The sequence below is a fragment of the Bradyrhizobium forestalis genome (assembly GCF_002795245.1).
Taxonomy (GTDB): domain Bacteria; phylum Pseudomonadota; class Alphaproteobacteria; order Rhizobiales; family Xanthobacteraceae; genus Bradyrhizobium; species Bradyrhizobium forestalis.
This window is the reverse complement of record NZ_PGVG01000028.1, coordinates 23,072-44,781: the sequence shown is the minus strand read 5'-3', so window position 1 is coordinate 44,781 and position 21,710 is coordinate 23,072. Positions and strand designations below refer to the sequence as shown.

General features: G+C 65.9%; 23 protein-coding genes. 20 read left to right on the top strand and 3 right to left on the bottom strand.

What is annotated here, in order from left to right; all coding sequences use genetic code 11:
* Window positions 1-2: 2 nt before the first annotated feature.
* Complete coding sequence (ybgC, locus tag CVM73_RS27385; RefSeq protein ID WP_100234914.1) at window positions 3-452, top strand: tol-pal system-associated acyl-CoA thioesterase; 450 nt, start codon at window positions 3-5, stop codon at window positions 450-452.
* Between the two features lie 94 nt (window positions 453-546).
* Complete coding sequence (locus CVM73_RS27380; protein WP_100234913.1) at window positions 547-1,014, top strand: nuclear transport factor 2 family protein; 468 nt, start codon at window positions 547-549, stop codon at window positions 1,012-1,014.
* Window positions 1,015-1,173: 159 nt separating this feature from the next.
* Here the strand turns inward: CVM73_RS27380 and CVM73_RS27375 are convergent, their stop codons facing one another.
* Both CVM73_RS27375 and CVM73_RS27370 read right to left on the bottom strand, forming a co-directional pair.
* On the bottom strand, window positions 1,174-1,878 hold the full coding sequence (locus CVM73_RS27375; RefSeq protein ID WP_100234912.1) for a type 1 glutamine amidotransferase: 705 nt from the start codon (window positions 1,876-1,878) through the stop codon (window positions 1,174-1,176).
* A 39-nt stretch (window positions 1,879-1,917) separates the two neighbouring features.
* Window positions 1,918-2,844, bottom strand: coding sequence for a LysR family transcriptional regulator (locus tag CVM73_RS27370; protein ID WP_100234911.1), 927 nt, complete (start codon window positions 2,842-2,844; stop codon window positions 1,918-1,920).
* A 151-nt stretch (window positions 2,845-2,995) separates the two neighbouring features.
* On the opposite strand from CVM73_RS27370, the gene CVM73_RS27365 reads away from it, so the two are divergent.
* The 9 genes from CVM73_RS27365 to CVM73_RS27325 all read left to right on the top strand — a co-directional run bounded on the left by CVM73_RS27365 (window position 2,996) and on the right by CVM73_RS27325 (window position 12,010).
* Window positions 2,996-3,952, top strand: coding sequence for an N-carbamoyl-D-amino-acid hydrolase (locus tag CVM73_RS27365; protein ID WP_100234910.1), 957 nt, complete (start codon window positions 2,996-2,998; stop codon window positions 3,950-3,952).
* A 64-nt stretch (window positions 3,953-4,016) separates the two neighbouring features.
* Window positions 4,017-4,844, top strand: a complete 828-nt coding sequence (locus CVM73_RS27360; RefSeq protein ID WP_100234909.1) for an ABC transporter substrate-binding protein — start codon at window positions 4,017-4,019, stop codon at window positions 4,842-4,844.
* Window positions 4,841-5,698 carry an amino acid ABC transporter permease gene (locus tag CVM73_RS27355; RefSeq protein WP_167407086.1) on the top strand — a complete coding sequence of 286 codons (858 nt, stop codon included), beginning with the start codon at window positions 4,841-4,843 and terminating at the stop codon, window positions 5,696-5,698. The genes CVM73_RS27360 and CVM73_RS27355 overlap by 4 nt, the downstream gene beginning before the upstream one ends.
* Window positions 5,695-6,459, top strand: coding sequence for an amino acid ABC transporter ATP-binding protein (locus CVM73_RS27350; RefSeq protein WP_100234907.1), 765 nt, complete (start codon window positions 5,695-5,697; stop codon window positions 6,457-6,459). The genes CVM73_RS27355 and CVM73_RS27350 overlap by 4 nt, the downstream gene beginning before the upstream one ends.
* Before the next feature lie 16 nt (window positions 6,460-6,475).
* Window positions 6,476-7,291 (top strand): ABC transporter substrate-binding protein, encoded by an 816-nt coding sequence (locus CVM73_RS27345; RefSeq protein ID WP_167407085.1) that lies wholly within the window; start codon window positions 6,476-6,478, stop codon window positions 7,289-7,291.
* Complete coding sequence (locus tag CVM73_RS27340) at window positions 7,278-8,162, top strand: polysaccharide deacetylase family protein (protein ID WP_100234905.1); 885 nt, start codon at window positions 7,278-7,280, stop codon at window positions 8,160-8,162. The genes CVM73_RS27345 and CVM73_RS27340 overlap by 14 nt, the downstream gene beginning before the upstream one ends.
* A gap of 8 nt (window positions 8,163-8,170) precedes the next feature.
* A complete protein-coding gene (locus CVM73_RS27335) occupies window positions 8,171-8,827 on the top strand; it encodes an aspartate/glutamate racemase family protein (RefSeq protein ID WP_100234951.1) in 657 nt (218 codons plus the stop codon).
* A gap of 229 nt (window positions 8,828-9,056) precedes the next feature.
* Window positions 9,057-10,640, top strand: coding sequence for an ABC transporter substrate-binding protein (locus tag CVM73_RS27330; RefSeq protein WP_100234904.1), 1,584 nt, complete (start codon window positions 9,057-9,059; stop codon window positions 10,638-10,640).
* Entirely contained in the window at window positions 10,637-12,010 is a 1,374-nt protein-coding gene (locus CVM73_RS27325; protein WP_100234903.1) for an amidohydrolase family protein, read from the top strand. The genes CVM73_RS27330 and CVM73_RS27325 overlap by 4 nt, the downstream gene beginning before the upstream one ends.
* 240 nt (window positions 12,011-12,250) lie before the next feature.
* Here CVM73_RS27325 and CVM73_RS27320 read toward each other — a convergent pair whose 3' ends face one another.
* Window positions 12,251-13,150, bottom strand: a complete 900-nt coding sequence (locus CVM73_RS27320; protein WP_100234950.1) for a LysR substrate-binding domain-containing protein — start codon at window positions 13,148-13,150, stop codon at window positions 12,251-12,253.
* A 275-nt stretch (window positions 13,151-13,425) separates the two neighbouring features.
* Here CVM73_RS27320 and CVM73_RS27315 point away from each other — a divergent pair, with 275 nt between their 5' ends.
* From CVM73_RS27315 to CVM73_RS27275, 9 genes are read left to right on the top strand one after another with little or no spacing between them, the layout of a single operon-like run.
* Window positions 13,426-14,460 carry an ABC transporter substrate-binding protein gene (locus tag CVM73_RS27315; protein ID WP_100234902.1) on the top strand — a complete coding sequence of 345 codons (1,035 nt, stop codon included), beginning with the start codon at window positions 13,426-13,428 and terminating at the stop codon, window positions 14,458-14,460.
* 27 nt (window positions 14,461-14,487) lie between these two features.
* A complete protein-coding gene (locus CVM73_RS27310; protein WP_100234901.1) occupies window positions 14,488-15,528 on the top strand; it encodes an ABC transporter ATP-binding protein in 1,041 nt (346 codons plus the stop codon).
* Complete coding sequence (locus CVM73_RS27305; RefSeq protein WP_100234900.1) at window positions 15,525-16,400, top strand: ABC transporter permease; 876 nt, start codon at window positions 15,525-15,527, stop codon at window positions 16,398-16,400. Before CVM73_RS27310 ends, CVM73_RS27305 begins: the two co-directional genes overlap by 4 nt.
* Window positions 16,397-17,203 carry an ABC transporter permease gene (locus tag CVM73_RS27300; protein WP_100234899.1) on the top strand — a complete coding sequence of 269 codons (807 nt, stop codon included), beginning with the start codon at window positions 16,397-16,399 and terminating at the stop codon, window positions 17,201-17,203. The genes CVM73_RS27305 and CVM73_RS27300 overlap by 4 nt, the downstream gene beginning before the upstream one ends.
* 8 nt (window positions 17,204-17,211) lie before the next feature.
* A complete protein-coding gene (locus tag CVM73_RS27295; protein ID WP_100234898.1) occupies window positions 17,212-18,348 on the top strand; it encodes an NAD(P)/FAD-dependent oxidoreductase in 1,137 nt (378 codons plus the stop codon).
* Window positions 18,349-18,375: 27 nt separating this feature from the next.
* On the top strand, window positions 18,376-18,672 hold the full coding sequence (locus CVM73_RS27290) for a (2Fe-2S)-binding protein (protein WP_028178984.1): 297 nt from the start codon (window positions 18,376-18,378) through the stop codon (window positions 18,670-18,672).
* Window positions 18,669-20,087, top strand: a complete 1,419-nt coding sequence (locus CVM73_RS27285; protein WP_100234897.1) for an FAD/NAD(P)-dependent oxidoreductase — start codon at window positions 18,669-18,671, stop codon at window positions 20,085-20,087. The genes CVM73_RS27290 and CVM73_RS27285 overlap by 4 nt, the downstream gene beginning before the upstream one ends.
* Entirely contained in the window at window positions 20,084-21,205 is a 1,122-nt protein-coding gene (locus CVM73_RS27280) for an NAD(P)/FAD-dependent oxidoreductase (RefSeq protein WP_100234896.1), read from the top strand. The genes CVM73_RS27285 and CVM73_RS27280 overlap by 4 nt, the downstream gene beginning before the upstream one ends.
* 12 nt (window positions 21,206-21,217) lie before the next feature.
* A complete protein-coding gene (locus tag CVM73_RS27275; protein ID WP_028138431.1) occupies window positions 21,218-21,565 on the top strand; it encodes a RidA family protein in 348 nt (115 codons plus the stop codon).
* Window positions 21,566-21,710: the final 145 nt, after the last annotated feature.

Genomic DNA, 21,710 nt, shown 5'->3' with positions numbered 1-21,710 from the left:
ACGTGACTGCTCATCTCGACGGCGAGATCCGCGACGGCCGCCACCATATGCAGGTCCGCGTCTACTACGAGGACACGGATTTTTCCGGCATCGTCTATCACGCCAATTACCTGCGTTACATGGAGCGCGGACGCACCAATCATCTCAGGCTGATGGGCGCCGAGCAGCAGGCGCTGTTCGAGCAGACCGAGACGGAAGGCGCCGGCTTCGCCTTCGTGGTACGTTCGATGCATCTGGACTTCTTGAAGCCCGCGAGAATGGACGACGTGCTCGATGTCGTGACCTGGCCGATCGCGGTGAAGGGGGCCTCCATCATGCTGGCGCAGGAGGTGCGGCGCGGCGACGACGTGCTGGTAAAAGCCGAGGTCCGCGTTGCCTTCATCAGCGGCGGTCGCGCCCAGCCTATCCCGAAGTCGATCCGCGCGCTGATGAAAGCCGATTTGATTTCGTGATCGCCCGATAAGTGATCGCCCGATTTGTGCTGGCCTATCGACTCCGCCAATCGCGGCGATACATTCGCGGCCCCGATCAACCGATGAGGCCACCATGTCGCGCCCGCCGCTTCCACCCTTCACCCGCGAGACCGCCGCGCAAAAGGCCCGCATGGCCGAGGACGCCTGGAATTCGCGCGATCCGGTGCGCGTGTCGCTCGCCTATACCGAGGACAGCCGCTGGCGCAATCGTTCGGAAGTTTTTCAGGGCCGCGAAGCCATCGTCGCCTTCCTCACCCGCAAATGGGAGAAGGAGCAGGACTATCGCCTGATCAAGGACCTCTGGGCCTTCGACGGCAACCGCATCGCCGTGCGCTTCCAGTACGAATGGCATGACACCGGCGGCCAGTGGTATCGCTCCTACGGCAACGAGCAGTGGGAGTTCGACGAGCACGGTTTGATGAAGCGGCGCGAGGCCTCGATCAACGACATCGCGATTGCCGAGAAGGATCGCCGATTTCACTGGGCTGCACCGGGCCCGCGGCCGGCCGATGTGCCGGGGCTGGGAACGGATCCGTTCTGAGCTGTTTCTTCTCCCTCTCCCCGTTCTTACGGGGAGAGGGTTGGGGTGAGGGGCTGCCTCAGCAAATTCGGTAACAGTTGGACTCGCGGAGAGTCCCCCTCACCCGGATTGCATCTTCGATGCAATCCGACCTCTCCCCGCAAGCGGGGCGAGGTGAAATCACCGCCGCGCCAGAAACCTCGCAATCGCCCCACCGAGCTTCACATTATCCATCGGCTCCGCCAGCGATGCCCGCGCCGTCGCCACGACCTCGTCCGGCGCCTTGCCGTCGCGGAGATCGCAGCACACTTGCGCGAACTCCACGTCGAACTCCGGATGCGGCTGCACGGTCAGCGTGGTGCCGTTGGCGTAGAGCAGGCCGGCATGCGGGGTGAATTCGGACGAGAGGATCGTGAGCGCATCATCAGGCGGATCGATCACCTGGTCCTGATGCGAGGCGGCGATCGCGACCGCTTCGCCGTCGACGACGCCGTTCTCCGGCAGCACCTGATAGACGTGGCGGCCGATGCCCCAGCCCTTCTCGGATTTGCGCACGGTGCCGCCGAGCGCCTGCGCGATCAGTTGATGGCCGAAGCAGACACCGACCATCGGTGTCTTGTTGCTGTAGGCAGCGCGCACGAAATCCTCCAGCGGGGCCATCCAGTCCAGTTCGTCATAGACGCCGGCGGCGGCGCCGGTGATCAGGACGGCCTCCACCTTGCGCGGGTCGGGGAGCGCATCGCCATTCGGGATGCTGATGACGTCGACCGCGGCTGTGGGGTCCTCGGCGCGGATCATGCGCGCGAACATGTCCGGAAACGAGCCGTGGCGCTCGCGATATTTTTGAGGAACGAGCCCAGTCTCGATGATGGTGATGCGTGCCATGTGCTCCCCAGGCCAAAGGTTGCGCGTGTGATCGGAAGCTCAGCCGCTTTCTGCACCATGTTGCTGGTGCGGCGCTGTGCGCTCAAGCAGAGCGCTTTGCTTACGGACCTCGTTGAGAAAGGCCTTGGCCAGACGCGACAGCGGCTCGGCTTCCGACCATAGCATATAGGCGACCGCCTGCGTCGTCGGCGCGAACGGACGGACGACGAGGCCGCTGCCGCCGTTCTGGCGCGGCGAGAAGGGATCGACCACGGCAGCGCCGACGCCGGCGGCCGCGAGCACGCAGGCCGTGTTGCAGTAGCGCACCTCGACCGTCGGCCGGAACGGCGCGCCGGCGCGGGCAAAGCTGTCGCGCACGGCTTCGCCCAGCCGCGTACCGCGCTCGAGCCCGATGAAGGGCAGGCCGGACAGGTCCGCGGCCGAGATCACCGGCCGTTCCGCGAGCGGATGCTGCGGCGGCAGCACGCACACCATCTCGCCGGTATGCACCACCTCATGCGCGATGCCCGGATGATGCGTCAGCCCGAGCGCGAAGCCGAGCTCGGCGACGCGGCTCAGCACACCCTCGATGATGCCCTCGTAGCGGCGCACGTCGAAGAACATGCGCGTCTCCGGGCGGCGGCGCAGGAACCCTGACAGTGCGGAGGGAATGATGCTGTAGGCGAGCGGCGGCGTCGCCACGATGGCGAGATGCCCGGACCGGTTCTCGCGCAGATCGCGCACGCGGTTCTCGAGCTTTGCGTGCAGCGCGAAGATCGCCTCGCTCTCCTTGTAGAGCGCCATCGCTTCTACGGTCGGAAACAGCCGGTTGTTGACGCGCTCGAACAGCGCGAAGCCCGCCTGCGTCTCCATCGTCTTCAGCGCATTGCTGACCGCGGGCTGCGACAGCGCCAGCTCGTCCGCCGCCGCAACCGTGGTGCGGTGGCGGATGACGGCACGGAGGATCTCGAGCTGACGCAGGTTCATATCACTGGCGATTATACTCTGGACCAAAACATCATAGCAAAGCGAATTGATTTTGCAGCCCCACTCACCCGTAATGGCAGCGGATTTGCGCGTCGCATCAAAGGGTTCATCAGCCCATTGAGGCAGCACTGCGCACAGATTGGAGGCAGTCTTGGTTCGTGTCCTTCGCGCCGCCGCCGCTCAGATGGGGCCGACGCAAAAAGCAGATTCGCGCCAGCATACGCTGGCGCGGATGCTCGCATTGCTGGAGGAGGCCGCCGGCCGCGGCGCCAGCCTCGTGGTGTTTCCGGAGCTTGCTTTCACCACCTTCTTTCCGCGCTGGCTGCTCGAAGGCGAGGCGCTCGACCGGTATTTCGAGCGCAGCATGCCGAATCCGGCAGTGGCAAAGCTGTTCGACCGCGCACGTGCGCTGCGCGTCGGCTTCTATGTCGGCTATGCCGAGCTGACGCCGGACGGCCGCCGCTACAATTGCGCGATCCTCGTCGATCGCGACGGCGAGATTCTCGGCCGCTATCGCAAGGTGCACCTGCCGGGCTCGGTCGAGCCGCGGCCGGGCGGACGCTATCAGCAGCTCGAGAAGCGCTATTTCGAATATGGCGACCTCGGCTTTCCCGCCTTCCGGGCCGGCTCGGCCTGGGCTCACGCCATCATGGGCATGATGATCTGCAACGACCGCCGCTGGCCGGAGTCCTGGCGCGTGCTCGGCCTGCAGGGCGTCGAGCTCGTCTGTATTGGCTACAATTCGGCGGCCTATGACCCCAATGGCGGCACGACGGAAGACGGCGCGCTCCGCACTTTTCACTCGACATTGGTGACGCAGGCCAACGCCTACATGAACGCGACCTGGGCGATCTCGGTGGCGAAGGCGGGCGAAGAGGACGGTTCCGGGCTGATCGGCGGCTCCTGCATCGTCGATCCCAACGGCCGCATCGTCGCCCAGGCGCAAACGCTCGCTGACGAGGTGATCGTCGCCGATATCGATCTCGACCTCTGCCGCCAGGGCAAGGACAAGATGTTCAATTTCGCCGCCCACCGGCGGCCGGAGCAATACAGGGTGATCACCGAACGCGCCGGCGTGATCGAGCCGGCCGTTCTCGACGCCGACTGAGCAAGCGGCACGGCGCTGGCAAAGGAGCTGACGCTAAAGAGCTGACATGGGCAAAGGAGCTGACATGACGCGCCTCTCATTTTCTCTCGCTGTTGCTACGCTGGCTGCGGTGACCTCCGCGCAAGCCGCCGAGCTTCCGGCGGAGATCAAGCAGGCGGGTACGCTCAAGCTCACAGTCAACTCCACTTACGCGCCGATGGAATATCGCGATCCTGCGACCAACGATCTGGTCGGGCTCGACATCGACCTCGCCAATGAGCTCGCCAAGCGGCTCGGCGGGCTCAAGATCGTCTGGAGCGAGACGCCATTCGCCGAGCTGATCCCCGCGCTCCAGACCAGGCGCGCCGACTTCATCATCTCCGGCATCTCGGATCGCGCCTCGCGGCGCGAGACCGCTGATTTCGTCGACTACCTCGCGACCGGCCCGCAGTTCTTCGTGATGGCGGACAACGCCGCCAAGGACGCGACTGATCTCTGCGGCAAAAAAGTCGGCACCACACGCAGCACCAGTTTCCCGGTCGAGATCGAGAAGTGGAGCAAGCAGAATTGCGAGCCGGCCGGCAAGCCGGCGATTCAGTATGTTCCGGGCGAGAACTCGATCGACGTCCGCAATCAGCTCAAGCAGGGCCGCATCGACGCCGCCGTGCAGGGCAGTGAGACGCTGCCCTATGCGCAGACGCAGGAGCCCGGCAAATACCGCATCGTCGGCGAGGCCTTCGCCAAAGGCTACCAGGGCATCATGTTCCGCAAGGACGATGCCGCCTTGCGCGAGGTGGTGACGGAGAAGCTCGCCGCCATGATTGCCGACGGCTCCTATAAAGCCATTCTCGACAAATGGGGCTTAGGAGCCAATGCGGTGGCCCAGCCCATGCTCAATGCGGCGCCGCAATGAAGCCGGCGCCGGCACTCGCGCAAGGTTTTCCCGATCTGTCGGGCATGCGGATCGCGCGCGAGCCGCACTGGTTTCGCTGGATCAGCGCGGCCCTGATCATCCTCGTGCTGGCGGCGATTGCGCGCGCCTTTGCGAACGGCCAGATCGAATGGTCCTATGTCAGCCGCTTCCTGACCGCAAAGGTCATCCTCGAGGGCATCGTCAACACCATGGTGATGGCGGTGCTGGCGATGATGCTCGGCATCTTGCTCGGCATCGTCGTCGCGATCATGCGGCTGTCGCCCAATCCGGTGCTGAAGTCAGTGGCGGCCGGCTACACCTGGCTGTTCCGCGGTACCCCGCTGATCCTGCAACTGCTGCTCTGGTTCAACCTCGCGCTGGTGTTTCCGACCATCGGCATTCCCGGCGTGTGGACTGCGCGCGCCGTCGACGTCATGACGCCGTTCCTCGCCGCGCTGCTCGGGCTCGGCATCAACCAGGGCGCCTACACCTCCGAAGTGATGCGCGCCGGCATGCTGTCGGTCGACATCGGGCAGTACGAGGCGGCGCAGGCGATCGGCATGGGACGGCTGCGCGCGCTGCGCCGGATCGTGCTGCCGCAGGCGATGCGCGTGGTGATCCCGCCGCTCGGCAACGAGTTCATCGGCATGGTGAAGGCGACCTCGCTCGCGAGCGTGATCCAGTATCCGGAGTTGCTGCACAACGCCGAGAACATCTACTACGCCAACTCCCGCGTGATCGAACTCCTGATCGTCGCCGGGCTCTGGTACCTGCTCGTGGTCTCGATCCTGACGCCGCTGCAGATGCTGCTCGAACGCCGTTTTGCCCGCGGCACATTGCGGCTGGCGCGATGACAAAGCCCCTCGTCGCGATCCGCTCCGTCAGCAAGAATTTTGGAGAGTTCCAGGCTCTCAAGAACGTCTCGCTCGACGTCTGGCCCGGCGAGGTGATGTGCCTGATCGGCGCCTCCGGCTCGGGCAAGACCACGCTGCTCCGCTGCATCAACCAGCTCGCTACGATCGATGCCGGCGGCATCTGGCTCGACGGCGAGCTGCTGGGCGTGCGCGAGCACGGCGGACGGCTGCATCGACTGAGCGAACAACAGATTGGGCGGCAGCGGCTGAAGACCGGCATGGTGTTCCAGCGCTTCAACCTGTTTCCGCACAAGACCGCGCTGGAGAACATCACCGAGGGACCGACCCAGGTTCAGGGGCGTAAAGCCGACGAAGTACGCGCCGAGGCGCGCGAACTGCTCCGGCGTGTCGGGCTTGCGGCCAAGGCGGACTCCTATCCAGCGCAGCTCTCCGGCGGCCAGCAGCAGCGCGTCGCGATCGCGCGGGCGCTTGCCATGAAGCCGATGCTGATGCTGTTTGACGAGCCCACCAGTGCGCTCGATCCCGAGCTCGTCGGCGAGGTGCTCGCGGTGATGAAGGAGCTGGCGAAGAGCGGCATGACCATGATGGTGGTGACGCATGAGCTCGGCTTCGCCCGCGAAGTCGCCGACCGTGTCGTCTACATGGACCAGGGCGCGATCGTGGAGCAGGGGCGCGCATCCGACGTGTTGGGCGCGCCGCGCGAGGAGCGCACCAAGGCATTTCTTTCGGCTGTGATCTGAAACTGGGGGCGTGGTGATGAAGAGACTTTTGCTTACGGCGGCGTTCCTGGGCGCCATGAACGCATCGGTGATGGCGATCGAGCTGCCGCCTGAGATCGCCAAGCGCGGCAGCATCAAGGTCGCGCTGGTGCCGAACTATCCGCCGATGGAATTCCGCGATCCCGCCACCAACGCGCTCTCCGGCTTCGATGTCGAGCTCGGTGAGGCGATCGGCCGCAAGCTCGGCGTCAAGATCGAATGGCAGGAGACCAGTTTCGCCGAGTTCATGCCGTCGATCGCGACGGGGCGGGCCGACGCGATCCTGTCGGGCTTCACCGACTATGCGAGCCGGCATGAGACCGCGACCTTCGTCGACTACCTTCGCAGCGGTCCGCGCTTCTTCGTTCAGCAGTCGCGCGCGGCGGAGTTCAAGGAGGCCGTCGCGCTCTGCGGCAAGAAGGTCGGTGCCAGCCGCCGCACCATGTTCCCGGCGCAGATCACAGCCTGGAGCGAGAAGAACTGCGGCAGCAATCCGATTCAGTTCGTCGGCACCGACGGCTCGGCAGATGCCCGCACGCAGCTCAGGCAGGGACGTATCGACGCCGCCGTGCAGGGCGACGAGACGCTGCCCTACATCATGGATCAGGAGCCAGGCACCTATGTGCCGGTCGGGCAGACCCTTGCGCAGCAATTCACCGGCATTGCCCTGCCGGTGAAGGAGAAGGTGCTGCAGCAGGCGATGCTGGAGGCCGTCGATGCGCTGATCGCCGACGGCACTTACAAGACCCTGCTGGCGAAGTGGAAATTGAGCGACAACGCAATAGAGAAGGCGACCATCAATGCTGGACAGTGAGGCACTCCGGAGCATCCCGCTCGTTCCGGCCAACACCGCGGATCCCGCACCTGACTATCCCTGGCCGAAGCCGTATAATTCGGCGATGTTCCTGTCGTTCGACGTGGACGCCGAGAGCGCGTGGACCAGCAAGGACGCAGGTCATGCGCAGCGGCTCATCACCATGAGCTATGGCGGCTATGAGGCGCGCGTCGGCACGCCAAAACTGCTGGAGCTGCTCGACCAGCTCGATCTCAAGGCGACGTTCTTCGTCACGGGGTGGTCGGTCGATGCGCATCCGGCGATGGCCGAATCGATTCTGAAGGCCGGCCACGAGATCGGCCATCACGGCTATCACCATCTCTTGCCGGATCCCGGCGATCCCTGGATCGAGGAGGAGCTGGAGCGCGGCTTCGAGGCGCTGAAGCGCCGGCTCGGCGTCAAGCCGACCGGCTATCGCGCGCCCTATGGCGAGTTCACCGAGGAGCTGCGCGTCGCGCTGGTGCGTCACGGCATCGTCTACACCTCCTCGTTCCGTGACGACGTCAGGCCCTATCGCCATCGCCTTGCCGACGGCAGGCCCGGCACGATCGAGCTGCCGGTCACCGCGAGCTATGACGACTGGATGCACGGCCTCTCCGCCCGTTTCAGCCCGCGCTCGATTTTCCCGAGGGAGCATGTGCTCTCGATGTGGAAGGACGAGCTGGACGAGGTCCGCGACTGGGGCGCGATGGTGACGACGGTGCTGCATCCGCAATGCAGCGGCCGTCCGATGCGGCTGCGCCTGCTGCGCGAGTTCCTGACTTACGCGAAGTCGTGTCCGGATGTGTGGATCACGACCGGCGAGAAGATCGCCGAAAACTTCCTGCGCCACGAGGCCGGTAACCGTTGAGCCATGCCATGACCCGCCGACGCATCCTCGTCATCAACCCCAACTCCTCGGCGTCGGTGACGGCGGCGATCGATGACGCGGTGGCGCCGCTGCGCATCGCCGGCGGGCCCGACATCGAGGTGGTCGGCCTTGCCGAGGGCCCGCCGGGCATCAGCTCCCAGCGCGATGCCGACAGCGTCGTGATGCCGCTGGTCAATCGAGTCGCGCGCGACGATGCCGATGCCTTTGTGCTCGCCTGCTTCAGCGATCCTGGTCTGCACGCGGTGCGCGAGGCCGCGGGCGGCCGCCCGGTGATGGGCATCGCCGAATGCGGCATCTTTCGCGCGCTGATGCTGGGCGAACGTTTCGGCGTGATCGCGCTGTCGCCGTCGAGCATCCGCCGCCAGCAGCGCATGGTGCGGGTGATGGGCGTCGACAGCCGCTATGCCGGAAGCTGGTCGGTCGGCGCGAGCGCGGCGGAGACGGCCGGTGCAGACATCCGCGGCCGCCTGATCGAGGCCGGCCGCGCGCTGGTCACGCAATGCCGCGCCGATGTCGTGGTGATGGGCTGCGCCGGCATGGCCTCGCATCGCGCGGGAATCGCGGATGCGATCGGCGTGCCCGTGGTCGAACCGGCGCAGCAGGCGGTGGCCGCTGCGATCGGCGCGGTCTTGTTGAACACGTGAAGCACAAATGATGGAGCCCCGTTTTACTGACATCGCTCTGGCCGCGCACTCGCTGCAACCTCTCCCGCTTGCGGGGGAGGTCGACGCGCGAAGCGCGGCGGGTGGGGGCTCTCTCCTCTTGGGGGCTGTCCCGCTGTGGAAGCACCCTCTCCCCAACCCTCCCCCGCAAGCGGGGGAGGGAGCACACCGACAATGCGGCTGCATATCACTGCACTAGGAGCCTCTCGTCATGTCTATCTCCCGCCGTACGCTCCTCAAGGCCGCCGCTGCCATGCCGGCACTGTCGTTGCCGGGCATCGTACGTGCCGAAGCGCAGACCACGCTGCGCTTCATCCCTGTCATCGATCTTGCCTTCGTCGATCCCATCTATTCGACCGCGCAGGTGTCGCGAAACCACGGCTTCATGGTTTACGACACGCTCTATGGCATGAGCTCCTCGCTCCAGGTCTCGCCGCAGATGCTGTCGGGCCACACAATCTCAGGCGACGGTCTCCAGTGGGACCTCAGCTTGCGCGACGGCCTGTTCTGGCACGATGGCGAGCGTGTGCTCGCGCGCGATTGCGTCGCCAGCATCCGCCGCTGGGCGGCGCGCGACGGTTTTGGCGGCGAGCTGATGGAGGCAACCAATGAGCTGTCGGCCGCCGACGACCGCACCATCCGCTTCCGTCTCAAGCGCCCGTTTCCGCTGCTGCCACAGGCGCTCGGCAAGGCCGCGATCAATGCCTGCTTCATGATGCCGGAGCGGCTGGCGAGCCAGGATCCGTTCAAGCCGCTCACCGAGGTGATCGGCAGCGGCCCGTTCCGCTATCTCGCCGACGAGCGTGTGCAGGGCGCCCGCAACGCCTATGCCAAATTCGAGCGCTACCAGCCGCGCACCGACGGCAAGCCGGATTGGACCGCGGGTCCGAAGATCGTGCACTACGATCGCGTGGTCTGGACCACCACGCCCGATGCCGGCACCGGCGTTGCCGCACTCCAGACCGGCGAGCAGGACTGGCAGGAGACCACGCCGCATGACCTCTTGCCGGTGATCAAGGCCGCCGGCGACATCGAGACGCGCGTCCTCGATCCCAGAGGCTATGCCTGCATGCTGCGCCTCAACCACCTGCAGCCGCCGTTCGACAATCCTGCCATCCGCCGCGCGCTGCTCGGCGCAATCGACCAGTCCGCGTTCATGACGGCGGTCGCGGGTACCGATCCGGCCTTCCAGGTCTCGCCCATCGGCTATTTCGCTCCAGGCACACCGATGGCAAGTGACGTCGGCCTCGACGTGTTCCGCGGCCCGCGCAACTACGACAAGGTCAAGGCCGACCTGAAGGCCGCAGGCTACAACGGCGAGAAGATCGTGCTGCTCGTCCCCACCAACTCGCTGGCGCAAAAACCGCTCGGCGAGATCGCCGTGGACTCCCTGCGCAAGGCCGGCATGAACGTCGAATATGCCGGGCTCGATTTCGCCGTGGTGCTGCAGCGCCAGCTCAAGAAGGATCCGCTTCCGCAGGGCGGCTGGAGCGCGGCGGTCGGCAACTGGCAGGGCATCGACTGGCTCAACCCGGCCGGCAACACCAACATCCGCGGCGAAGGCAAGGTCGCCGGCTGGTATGCGAGCACGAAGATGGGCGAGTTGCGCAGCCAGTGGCTGGCGGCCTCCGAGCTCGCCGAGCAGCAGCGCATCTGCCGCGAGATCCAGGCGGTCGCGTTCGAGGAAATCCCCTATATTCCGATCGGCCTGTACAAGCAGCCGACCGCCTATCGCAAGGCCATCACCGGCATTCTCGACGGCACCGCCGTGTTCTGGAACGTACGCCCCGCATGAGCACCACAGCAATCTTCGGGAGCTATGTGCTGTCACGGAAAGACGGCGCGCAGGATGTGCTGCGCGACCATTGGGTTCTGGTCGAAGGCAAAAGGATCGCGGCGGTCACGCGCGACAGGCCAAGCGCGGACCAGGTCTATGATCGTCCCGGCCGCTTCGTGCTGCCGGGCCTTCTGAACCTGCACAATCACTGCTTCTCTGAGGCGGTGGCGCGCAGCCACACCGAGGACGGTAACGGTCGCAAGAACAACCAGAGCATCGTCTATACGGTGCTGCTGCCACTGACCAAGCGCGGCGCCGATATTTTGTCGGCGGAAGAGCGGCTCGCGGTGGCGCGGCTCGGCATCCTCCAACTGCTCAAGGGTGGCGCCACCACGGTGATGGAGCCGTTCCGCAACTCGATCCCGGAGATGTTCGACGCCGCCGAGGAGATGGGCATCCGCTTCTACGGCGCGCCCTATCTGTTCTCGACGTCCGACGCCAAGGCCGGTCCCGACGGCGTGGTGCGCTATTCCGGCGACGACGGCGCAGCCGACATGGCGACATGGAACGCGCTCTATCAGCGCTGGAACAATCGCGGCGACGGCCGCATCAGCCTTGCGATGAGCCCGCATGCCACTGACACCTGCGGCCCCGATCTCTTGAAAGCCTGCGCCACGCGGGCGCGCGAGCTCGGCGTGCCCATCACGACGCACATGGCGCAGAGCCGCGCCGAGGTCGAGACCATCGGCAAGCGCTATGGCGGCCGCACGCCGGCGGAGTATCTGGACTGGCTCGGCCTGCTGGCGCCCGACCTGATGGCAGCGCATTGCATGTTCAGCAGCGACGACGATCTCAAGCTCATGGCCGCGCGCGGCATGACCGTGTTGAATTGCCCGCGCGTGTTCGCGCGCGCCGGCATCACCGCCGCCTTCAGCCGCTTCGCCGAGCACGGGGTGCGCACCGTGGTCGGCACCGACGGCTACAACATGGATTTGCTCGGCGAGCTCAATGCCGCCTCGCTGATCTCCAAGATCACCTCGGCGCGCCCCGACGTCGCGAACTCACCTGAGTTGATCGAGGCGAACACGGCCATTGCGTCCGATGTCATCAAGCGGCCGGACCTCGGCCGCATCGAGCCCGGCGCGACCGCCGATCTCACCGTCGTGGATCTCAGCCATCCGCATCTTCAACCGCTGTTCGACCCGCGCCGAGCGCTGATCGCGCTCGCCAACCGCGCCAATATCGATCAGGTCATGGTCGACGGCCGCGTGCTGGTCGATGAGGGACGCTATCTCGGCGCCGACGAGGCGGCGATCACGGTAGCGGGCAGTGCTGCGATCGGCAAGATCTGGGATCTGCCGGAAGCGCAGGCGGCGTTCAGCGGTTGAGCGGCTGCCACATTTGGGTTCGCGAGTCGGATAGGCGGTCACGCGGGGCAACGTCGTGCCCGGCCCCTCACCCGGATCGCACCGGACGCTGCTTCGCATCGCCGGAGCGATCCGACCTCTCCCCGCAGAAGGGCGGGGAGAGGTTGAGAGTGAGGGACGCGCCGGCCTCTCACTCCCTCGCCCCGTTCTTACGGGGAGAGGGTGGGGTGAGGGGCTGCCTCCGCAATCGAAACTCTCAATCTAATCCTCGAACGCCACCAGCGCCTTGCGCATGGTCTCGACCAGGTCCAGCGCCACCGGCGAGGGGCTGCGCTGCGCCGGAAAGACCGCGGAGAATTCGAAGTCGATGCGCGGCAGGAAGCGCCGCACGACGACGCCGCGCGTGGCAAACTCCTGCGCGGTGAAGGGATCGCAAATCGACACCCCGAGTCCCGAGGACACCATGCCGCACATGATCTCCGACAGCGTGGTCTCGACCCTGAGCACGCGGCGGACGTCATGGCGATGAAACTCCTGGTCGACGAGATGCCGGCTCGACGATCCCGCCGACAGCGAGATGAAGGTCTCGCCCTCGAAATCGCGCGGCTCCAATACTTCCTTTTCTGCCAGGCGATGACCGGTCGGCAGCACCGCGACGCGCGCCAATGCCGGCAGCCGCTGGCTCGGCAGGCCGGAATGCGCGATCGGCACCTCGGCAAAGCCGATGTCGCATTGATTGTTCAACACCCAGTCGACCACGATCGGCGAGATCACGCCGAAGAAGGCGAGGTTGAGGTTGGGCCGCTCCATCAAAAAGTGTCCGGCAAGGCGCGGCAAGTATCCGTTCGCCAGCGCCGGCAGTGCCGCGATGCGCAACGAGCCGGTGCGCCGGCCGCGGATTTCCTCGGCCGCCGCCGTGATGCGCTCGAGACCGACGAAGGAACGCTCGACCTCGGTATAGAGCGCCATCGCCGCGGCGGTCGGCACCAGGCCGGTGCCGCGCCGCTCGAACAGCTCCATCTTCAGCAGCGCCTGGAGGTCGCGCAGCAGCCGGCTCACCGCCGGCTGCGTCACCACCATCAGCTTCGCCGCCTCGGTGACGCTGCCGGTCAGCATCGTCGCCCGGAAGGCCTCCACCTGCCGAGAATTGATCCGCGCCATCCCGAATTCCATCCATAACATTTCGGCATGCAAAGGGTGCCATTATTCATTGGACGATGGAAGTATAGGTTGCGATCTTTTTCATCAGGACTGGAGACAGCCCGCTTTTTCGGCAGATTGGAAGGGTTCAAACCTTCAGATCGCGCCAAAACCCGCCGAATGGGGGCCGGAGCCCTGATCGGAAACGGATTGGCGCGGAAGGAAATGCGGAACGTGCTTCAGCCAGCGAGACTCGTCGGCACATCACCTCATTCCGGTATTGGAGATCGGTCCATATGAAGACTCTTCGCCTTCTGACAGCGGTCAGCATCGCGGCGCTCATTGCCGCCCCCTCGGTCGCCTCGGCCCAGCAGAAAACGCTCTATGTCGCCGGCTATGGCGGCTCGTTCGAGAAGACGATCCGCGACGAGGTGATCCCGGCCTTCGAGAAGGAGAACGGCGTCAAGGTCGAGTACGTCGCCGGCAACTCCACCGACACGCTGGCGAAACTTCAGGCGCAGAAGGGCAACCAGCAGATCGACGTCGCCATCGTCGATGACGGCCCGATGTATCAGGCGATCCAGCTCGGCTTCTGCGGCAAGCTCGACGGCCTGCCGGCCGATCTCTACGGCACCGCGCGCTTCAAGGACGATCGCGCGGTCGCGATCGGCATCGTCGCGACCGGCCTGATGTACAACACCAAGGTGTTCAAAGACAAAGGCTGGGCGCCGCCGACCTCGTGGAACGACCTGAAGGACACGAAATACGCAAAACAGCTCGTGATCCCGCCGATCAACAACACCTACGGTCTCGAAGCGCTGGTGATGCTGTCGAAGATGAATGGCGGCGGCGAGACCAATGTCGATTCCGGCTTCAAGATCTTCAAGGAAGAGATCAATCCGAACGTGCTCGCCTATGAGCCGTCGCCGGGCAAGATGACCGAGCTGTTCCAGTCCGGCCAGGCCGTGATCGCGGTGTGGGGCACCGGCCGCGTGCAGAGCTTTGCCAACACCGGCTTTCCCGTCGACTTCGTCTATCCGAAGGAAGGCGCGGCAACGCTGCTGACCACGGCGTGTCCGATCGCCAAGCCCAATGCTTCGCCGCTGGCCGCGAGCTTCGTCAAGATGCTGCTGGATCCCAAGGTTCAGCTCGTGATGCTGAAGGATTACGGCTACGGCCCGGTGCTGAAATCGCTGGTGATCCCGCCCGAGCTCGGCAAGATGGCGCCGATCGGCGAGCGCGCGGCAAAACTCTATAATCCGGACTGGACCGTCATCAACGAGAAGCGCGAGGAGTGGACCAAGCGCTGGAATCGCGAGGTCGAGCGCTGATCTGATCGTCGGTAGCGGAGACAGCGCATGGCTTATCTCGAGCTCGATCGGGTCGCAAAACAGTTCGGCACGCAGACTGTGGTCGATGACTTCAGTCTGTCGGTGGGGAAGGGGGAGTTCATCTCCTTCCTCGGCCCGTCCGGCTGCGGCAAGACCACGACGTTGCAGATGATCGCGGGCTTCCTCGATCCCACGCGTGGCGCGATTCGCCTCGAGGGAAAGGATCTCACCGCGATCCATCCGGCCAAGCGTGGGCTCGGCATCGTGTTCCAGAGTTACGCGCTGTTTCCGCACATGACCGCGGCGGAGAACGTCGCCTTTGGCCTCGAGATGCGTGGCGTGCCGCGCGGCGAACGGGCCGAGCGCGTCCGCGCCGCGCTCGCGATGGTGGGCCTTGCCGGTTACGAGGACCGCCACCCCCGCCGCATGTCCGGCGGCCAGCAGCAGCGCGTGGCGCTGGCACGGGCGCTGGTGATCAAGCCGAGCGTGCTGCTGCTCGACGAGCCGCTCTCCAACCTCGACGCAAAACTGCGCGAGGAGATGCAGATCGAGCTGCGCCAGATCCAGCGCACCATCGGCACCACCACGATCCTGGTCACCCATGACCAGAACGAGGCGATGTCGCTGTCCGACCGCATCGTGGTGATGAGCCAGGGCAAGATCGAGCAGATCGGCACGCCGCAAGAGACCTATGAGAAGCCGGCCTCGGCCTTCGTCTCGCAGTTCCTCGGCAAGACCAACGACTTTGCCGCGACGATCGACCGGACCGTCTCGCCGACGCAGCTGGTTGCGGGCTCCTGGCGCGCACCGGCGCCGGCCGGACTCAGCGGCCCCGTCACCGTCAGCGTTCGCCCCGAGCGCATTGGCTTCGACGATGCCGGCCTCACCGCAAAGATCGTCACGCGAATCTTCCAGGGCAATCACTGGCTGTTCCAGTGCGAGAGCGAATGCGGCCCGGCGATCGTGATCCGCCAGAACGACGGACAGGCGCAGCCTGGCGAAGGCGAGGCGGTTCACCTTACCTGGCGTCCCGAGGACATGAGCGTGCGCGCGAGGGCCGGCGCATGAGCGCGGCCGCCGAGGAGCGCAGTGCACGTGCGCCGTGGGCGCTGACCGCGCCCGCCTTGATGCTGTTCGTCGGCGTGCTGCTGATCCCCCTGGCGATGACCGTGATGCTGTCGTTCCACGATTGGGGCCAGTACAAGGGCATCGAGCCGGTCTTCATCCTCAAGAACTGGCACGAGATCGCGACCGATCCCTATTACGCCGAGATGTTCTGGCGGACGTTTCGCATTGCCATCCTGACCACGCTGCTCACCGCTCTGTTAGGTGCACCCGAAGCCTACATCCTCAACCGCATGAGCGGCCGCTGGAAGAGCTTCTTCCTGCTGGTGATCCTGGGGCCGCTGCTCATCTCGGTGGTGGCGCGCACGCTCGGCTGGGCGCTGCTGTTCGGCGGCAACAACGGGCTCGTCAACAAGCTACTGATGTCGCTTGGCGCGATCCGTTCGCCCCTTCCTTTCATGTTCACCGAGACAGGCATGGTCATCGCGCTCGCGCATGTAATGATGCCGTTCATGGTGCTCTCGGTGTGGGCGGCGCTGCAGCGGCTCGATCCGCAGATCGAGAACGCCGCGATGTCGCTCGGCGCGGGCCCTGCGACCATCATCCGCCGCATCGTCATGCCGCAGATCATGCCGGGCGTGCTGTCGGGCGCGATCATCGTGTTCTCGCTCTCGGCCAGCGCCTTTGCGACGCCCGCGATCATCGGTGGCCGCCGGCTCAAGGTCGCGGCGACGCTCGCTTATGACGAATTCCTCAACACGCTGAACTGGCCACTGGGCGCTGCCGTGGCGACGCTTCTGCTGGTCGCGCTGGTGCTGATCGTCGTCGGCAGCAACGCGCTGATCGAGCGCCGCTATGCGGAGGTGTTTCGATGAGACGGAACGGCCCGCTGGCGCTGATCTTCCACACCATCTTCGTCATCGTCATGGTGGCGCCGATCCTGGTGGTCTGCCTCGTCGCCTTCACGCCTGAGGGCTTCCTGTCGCTGCCGACCAACGGCTTCTCGCTGCGCTGGTTCAGGACCATCGCGAACTACCCTGAATTCATTCACGCCTTCTGGGTCAGCCTTGGGCTCGGGGCGCTCTCGTCCTTGGTGGCGCTGCTGTTCGCGGTGCCTGCCGCGCTCGCGATCGCGCGCTACCGCTTCCGCGGCCGCGATGCGCTGGCGGCGCTGTTCCTGTCGCCGCTGATGATTCCGCATGTCGTGCTCGGCATCGCCTTCCTGCGCTTCTTCACCTCGGCCGGGCTCGGCGGCAGCTTTGCGGCGCTGATCATCGCCCACGTCATCATCGTGTTTCCGTTCGCGCTGCGGCTGACGCTGGCGGCGGCGACCGGCATGGACCGCACGGTTGAGATGGCGGCAGTCTCGCTCGGCGCCGGCGGCTGGACGCTGTTCCGTCGCGTGACGCTGCCGCTGATCCTGCCCGGCGTCATCAGCGGCTGGGCGCTCGCCTTCATCCAGTCCTTCGACGATCTCACCATGACCGTCTTTCTCGCGGCGCCCGGCACCGAGACGTTGCCGGTGCGCATGTTCCTTTATATCCAGGACAACATCGATCCGCTGGTGACGTCGGTCTCGGCCTGCGTGATCGCGATCACCATGACCGCCCTCATTCTGCTCGACCGCTTCTACGGGCTCGACCGCGTGCTCGCCGGCAAGGGCGATACGGGGCGATAGGAGAACCTATGTCAGGAGAATACGACGTCGCCGTCGTCGGCGGCGGACTGCTCGGCTCCGCCATTGCCTGGGGCCTCGGCCGCCTCGGCAAGAAGGTCGCCGTGCTCGACGAAGGCGACATCACCAAGCGCGCCTCGCGCGCGAACTTCGCGCTGGTCTGGGTGCAGAGCAAGGGGCTCGGCATGCCGGCCTACACGGTGTGGACCGTGCAGGCCTCGCAGGCGTGGGGCCGGCTTGCCTCCGAGTTGAAGCAGCAGACCGGGCTCGATGTCGCCCTGCAGCAGAACGGCGGCTTCCACCTCACGCTCGGCGAGGACGAATTCGGCCAGCGCGCAGAGCTCGTCAAGCGCATGCACAACCAGGTCGGCGCGGCCGACTACAAGATGGAGATGCTCTCGGCGTCCGAGGTGAAGAGATCGCTGCCGCTGATCGGGCCCGAAGTTTCCGGCGGCAGCTATTGCCCGCTCGACGGCCACGTCAATTCGCTGCGTACGTTCCGCGCGTTCCACACCGGCTTCAAGGCGTTCGGCATCGACTATTTTCCGGAGCGTCCGGTCTCGGCGATCGGCAAGAGCGGCGGCGAATTCCGCCTGACGACGCCCGAGGGCGAGCTGCGTGCCGCTAAGATCGTGCTTGCCGCCGGCAATGCCAACCAGACGCTGGCGCCGATGGTTGGCCTCTATGCGCCGATGGGGCCGACCCGCGGCCAGGTCGTCGTGACCGAGCGCACCGTGCCGTTCCTGCCGCATCCGCTGACCACGATCCGCCAAACCGACGAGGGCACGGTGATGATCGGCGACAGCAAGGAAGACGAGCTCGATGATCGCACGCTGAAGCCCTCGATCAGCGGCGTCATGGCCGACCGCGCGCAGCGCATGTTCCCGCATCTGTCGCGGCTCAACGTGATCAGGAGCTGGTCCGGCATCCGCGTCATGCCGCAGGACGGCTTTCCGATCTACGACCAGTCGGAGACGCATCCCGGCGCCTTCCTCGCCTGCTGCCATTCCGGCGTGACGCTCGCCTCCAACCACGCTTTCGAGATCGCGCGGATGGTGGCGCAAGGTGCGCTCGAGCCGGAGCTGGTCGGCGCGTTCTCGGCGAGCCGCTTTGGCGGCGCGGGCGCGGCGAACAACAGCGGCTACTAGAGATATCAAGGAGCCAAGAGGCATCCCATGTTTAGACGATCCGAACAGGACAAGCGGCCACAGGTGCAGATCTTCGTCGACGGCGTTGCAGTCGCGGCGCGCCAGGGCGACACCGTCTCCGCGGCGTTATTGGCCTCCGGCGTTGACGCGCGGCGTTCCACCGCGGTGAGCGGCGCGCCGCGTCTGCCCTATTGCATGATGGGCGTGTGCTTCGACTGCCTCGTCACCATCGACGGCGTCGGTAACCGGCAGGGGTGCCTCGTGCCGGTGGCTGAAGGCATGCAGGTCGAAATCCAGAAGGGCAAGCGGGAGATCGGAAAATGACTGTGGCTCCCAAGCGCGAAGATTACGACGTCGTGGTGATCGGAGCCGGGCCCGCCGGCCTCGCTGCCGCCTCGACCTCCGCCGATGCTGGTCTTTCCACGCTGCTGCTCGACGAGAACGTCGGCCCCGGCGGCCAGGTGTTTCGCGCCATCTCTTCCACGCCAGTGACCGACCGCAATCAGCTCGGTGCGGACTATTGGGTCGGTGCCGATCTCGTGCAGTCGCTGCGCGCCAGCAACGCGGAGGTGATCCAGCGCGCGACGGTCTGGAGCCTCGACCGCAACCTTGAGATCGCCGTCTCGATCGGCGGCGCCTCGGCCTTCGTCAAGGCGAAGCGCGTGATCCTCGCGACCGGCGCGCTGGAACGACCGTTCCCGATTCCCGGTTGGACGCTGCCGGGCGTGATGACCGCGGGCGCGGCGCAGACCATGTTGAAGTCCTCGGCGCTGGTGCCCGATGGCCGCACCGTGATCGCGGGGCAGGGGCCGCTGCTTTGGCTGCTCGCCGCGCAGATCCTCCGCCTCGGCGGCCGTATCGACCGCATCCTCGACACCACCGAGCGCGGCAATTATTTCGCCGCGCTGCCGCACGCTTTTGCCTTCCTGACGTCGCCCTATTTCACCAAGGGCCTCTCCATGATGCGTGAGGTGAAGGCGAAGGTGCAGGTCGTCTCCGGCGTCACCGAGCTTGCGGCCTCCGGTGATGGCCAGCTCGCCAGCGTGAGCTATGTCGCCGGCGGCAAGCGCGAGACCATTCCCGCGGATTTGCTGCTGCTGCATCAGGGCGTCGTGCCCAACGTCAATCTGGCGATGGCGGCTGGCGTCGAGCATCGCTGGGATGATCTGCAATTGTGCTGGTCGCCGGTGCTGGACGCGAGCGGCATGTCGTCGGTCACCGGCATCGCGATCGCCGGCGATGGCGCGGGCATCGGTGGTGCCAATGCAGCCGTGGTGCGCGGTCGCATTGCCGCGCGTGCCGCGGTGGAAGCGCTGGCGCCCGCCGCTGCCGCGAAGCTCGCGCCGATGGCGGCGCTCCGTACCGAACTTGCCAAGGCCGAGCGCGGCCGGGTCTTCCTCGACACGCTGTTCCGCCCGTCGCCGCAGTTCCGCATTCCCTCGGGCGATACCATCGTCTGCCGCTGCGAAGAGGTGACGGCAAAGGACGTTCTCGAGTCCGTCGCGATCGGCGCGACCGGGCCGAACCAGCTCAAGGCCTATCGCCGCACCGGCATGGGTCCGTGCCAGGGCCGGCTCTGCGGCCTCACCGTCACCGAGCTGATGGCGCAGGCGCGCGGCAAGACTCCGCAGGAGATCGGCTACTACCGGCTGCGCGCGCCGGTGAAGCCGATCACGCTCGCCGAGCTCGCCGCCGTCCCGAAGACCGAGGACGACGTCAAGGCGGTGGTGCGCGGATGACGAAAAACGTGGATGCGATCGTCGTCGGCGGCGGCATCCACGGATGCTCGACCGCGCTGCATCTGTGCCTTGCCGGCCTGAAGCCGGTGCTGATCGAGAAGGACTATGCCGGCCGCCACGCTTCGGGCGTCAACGCCGGCGGCGTGCGCCAGCTCGCGCGGCACATTCCCGAGATCCCGCTTTCGATCCGCTCGATGGGGATCTGGGAAAAGATCAGCGATCTCCTCGACGACGATTGCAGTTTTGAGAGCCACGGCCAGGTGCTGGTTGCCGAGAACGAGGACGAGCTCGCCGTCTGCCGCGCGCGCGTCGCCGAGCTCAATGCGCTCGGCTTCACCCATGAGGAGCTGATCGACGCGGCCGAGCTGCGCCGGCTGGTGCCTGCGGTGGCCGAGACCTGTCCCGGCGGCGTGGTCTCGCGCCGTGACGGCGCCGCCAATCCGGCGCAGACGACGACGGCGTTCCGCCGCAAGGCGGAGCAGCTTGGTGCCGCTGTGTGCGAGGGCGTCGTCGCCAGCAACATCCGCTACCGCGACGGCCTCTGGTACGTCGATGTCGGCGCCGAGACTTATGCTGCGCCGGTGCTGGTCAATGCGGCCGGCGCCTGGGCCGGCAAGATCGCGGCTGATCTCGGCGAGCCCGTGCCGGTCGAGACCGTGGCGCCGATGCTGATGATCACCTCGCGCGTGCCGCACTTCATCGATCCCGTCGTGATCCTGCGCGGGCGCAAGCTCTCCTTCAAGCAGTTCAAGAACGGCACGGTGCTGATCGGCGGCGGCCATCTCGCAACGCCCTACCAGGAGCGCAACGAGACGGTGCTGGACTGGAAGAGCCTTGCGACCAGCGCGCAGACCGTGTTCGAGCTGTTTCCGGTGATGCGCAGCGCGACCATCGTCCGCGCCTGGGCCGGCATCGAGGCCAAGATGAAGGACGATATCCCCGTGTTCGGGCCGAGCTCCCGCCACAAGGGCCTCTATCACCAGTTCGGCTTCTCGCTGCACGGCTTCCAGCTCGGCCCCGGCGCCGGCGCCGTGATGGCGGAACTGATCGTCAATGGCGGCACCCAGACCCGAATCGGCGATCTCGGCATCGACCGCTTCCATCCCTCCACGCTCTAAGAAGAGGACATCATGAGCATCACCCGCAGCATCCGCACGCCCATCATGCACCGCGCCGTCGAAGCAAACGGCTTCGTCTTCCTCGGCGGCACCATCGCCGACGACACCTCGGTCTCGATGGGCGAGCAGACTCGCAACATCCTCGGCAAGATCGCCGGCTATCTGAAGGAAGCGGGAACCGACAAGTCGCGCGTGGTCAGCGCCTCGATCTTCGTCACCGATCTCTCCAAGAAGAAGGAGATGGACGCGGCCTGGACCGAGTTCTTCGGCGACAATCTGCCGACGCGCGCCACCGTCGGCGTCGCCGATCTCGGCGGCGGCGCGCTGATCGAGGTGGTGGTCACCGCGCTCAAGGGCTGAACGCGATAGGCCGGCGAAGGCGTCAGCGCTCTCTGCGCTGTCGTCCTTCGCGCCGCGCCTTGATCTCGCCCTTCGATGGGACTACCTAGGGAGTTCCTCGATCAGGATAGTCGCAGCCATGGATTTCACCCCGACCGCAAAGCCC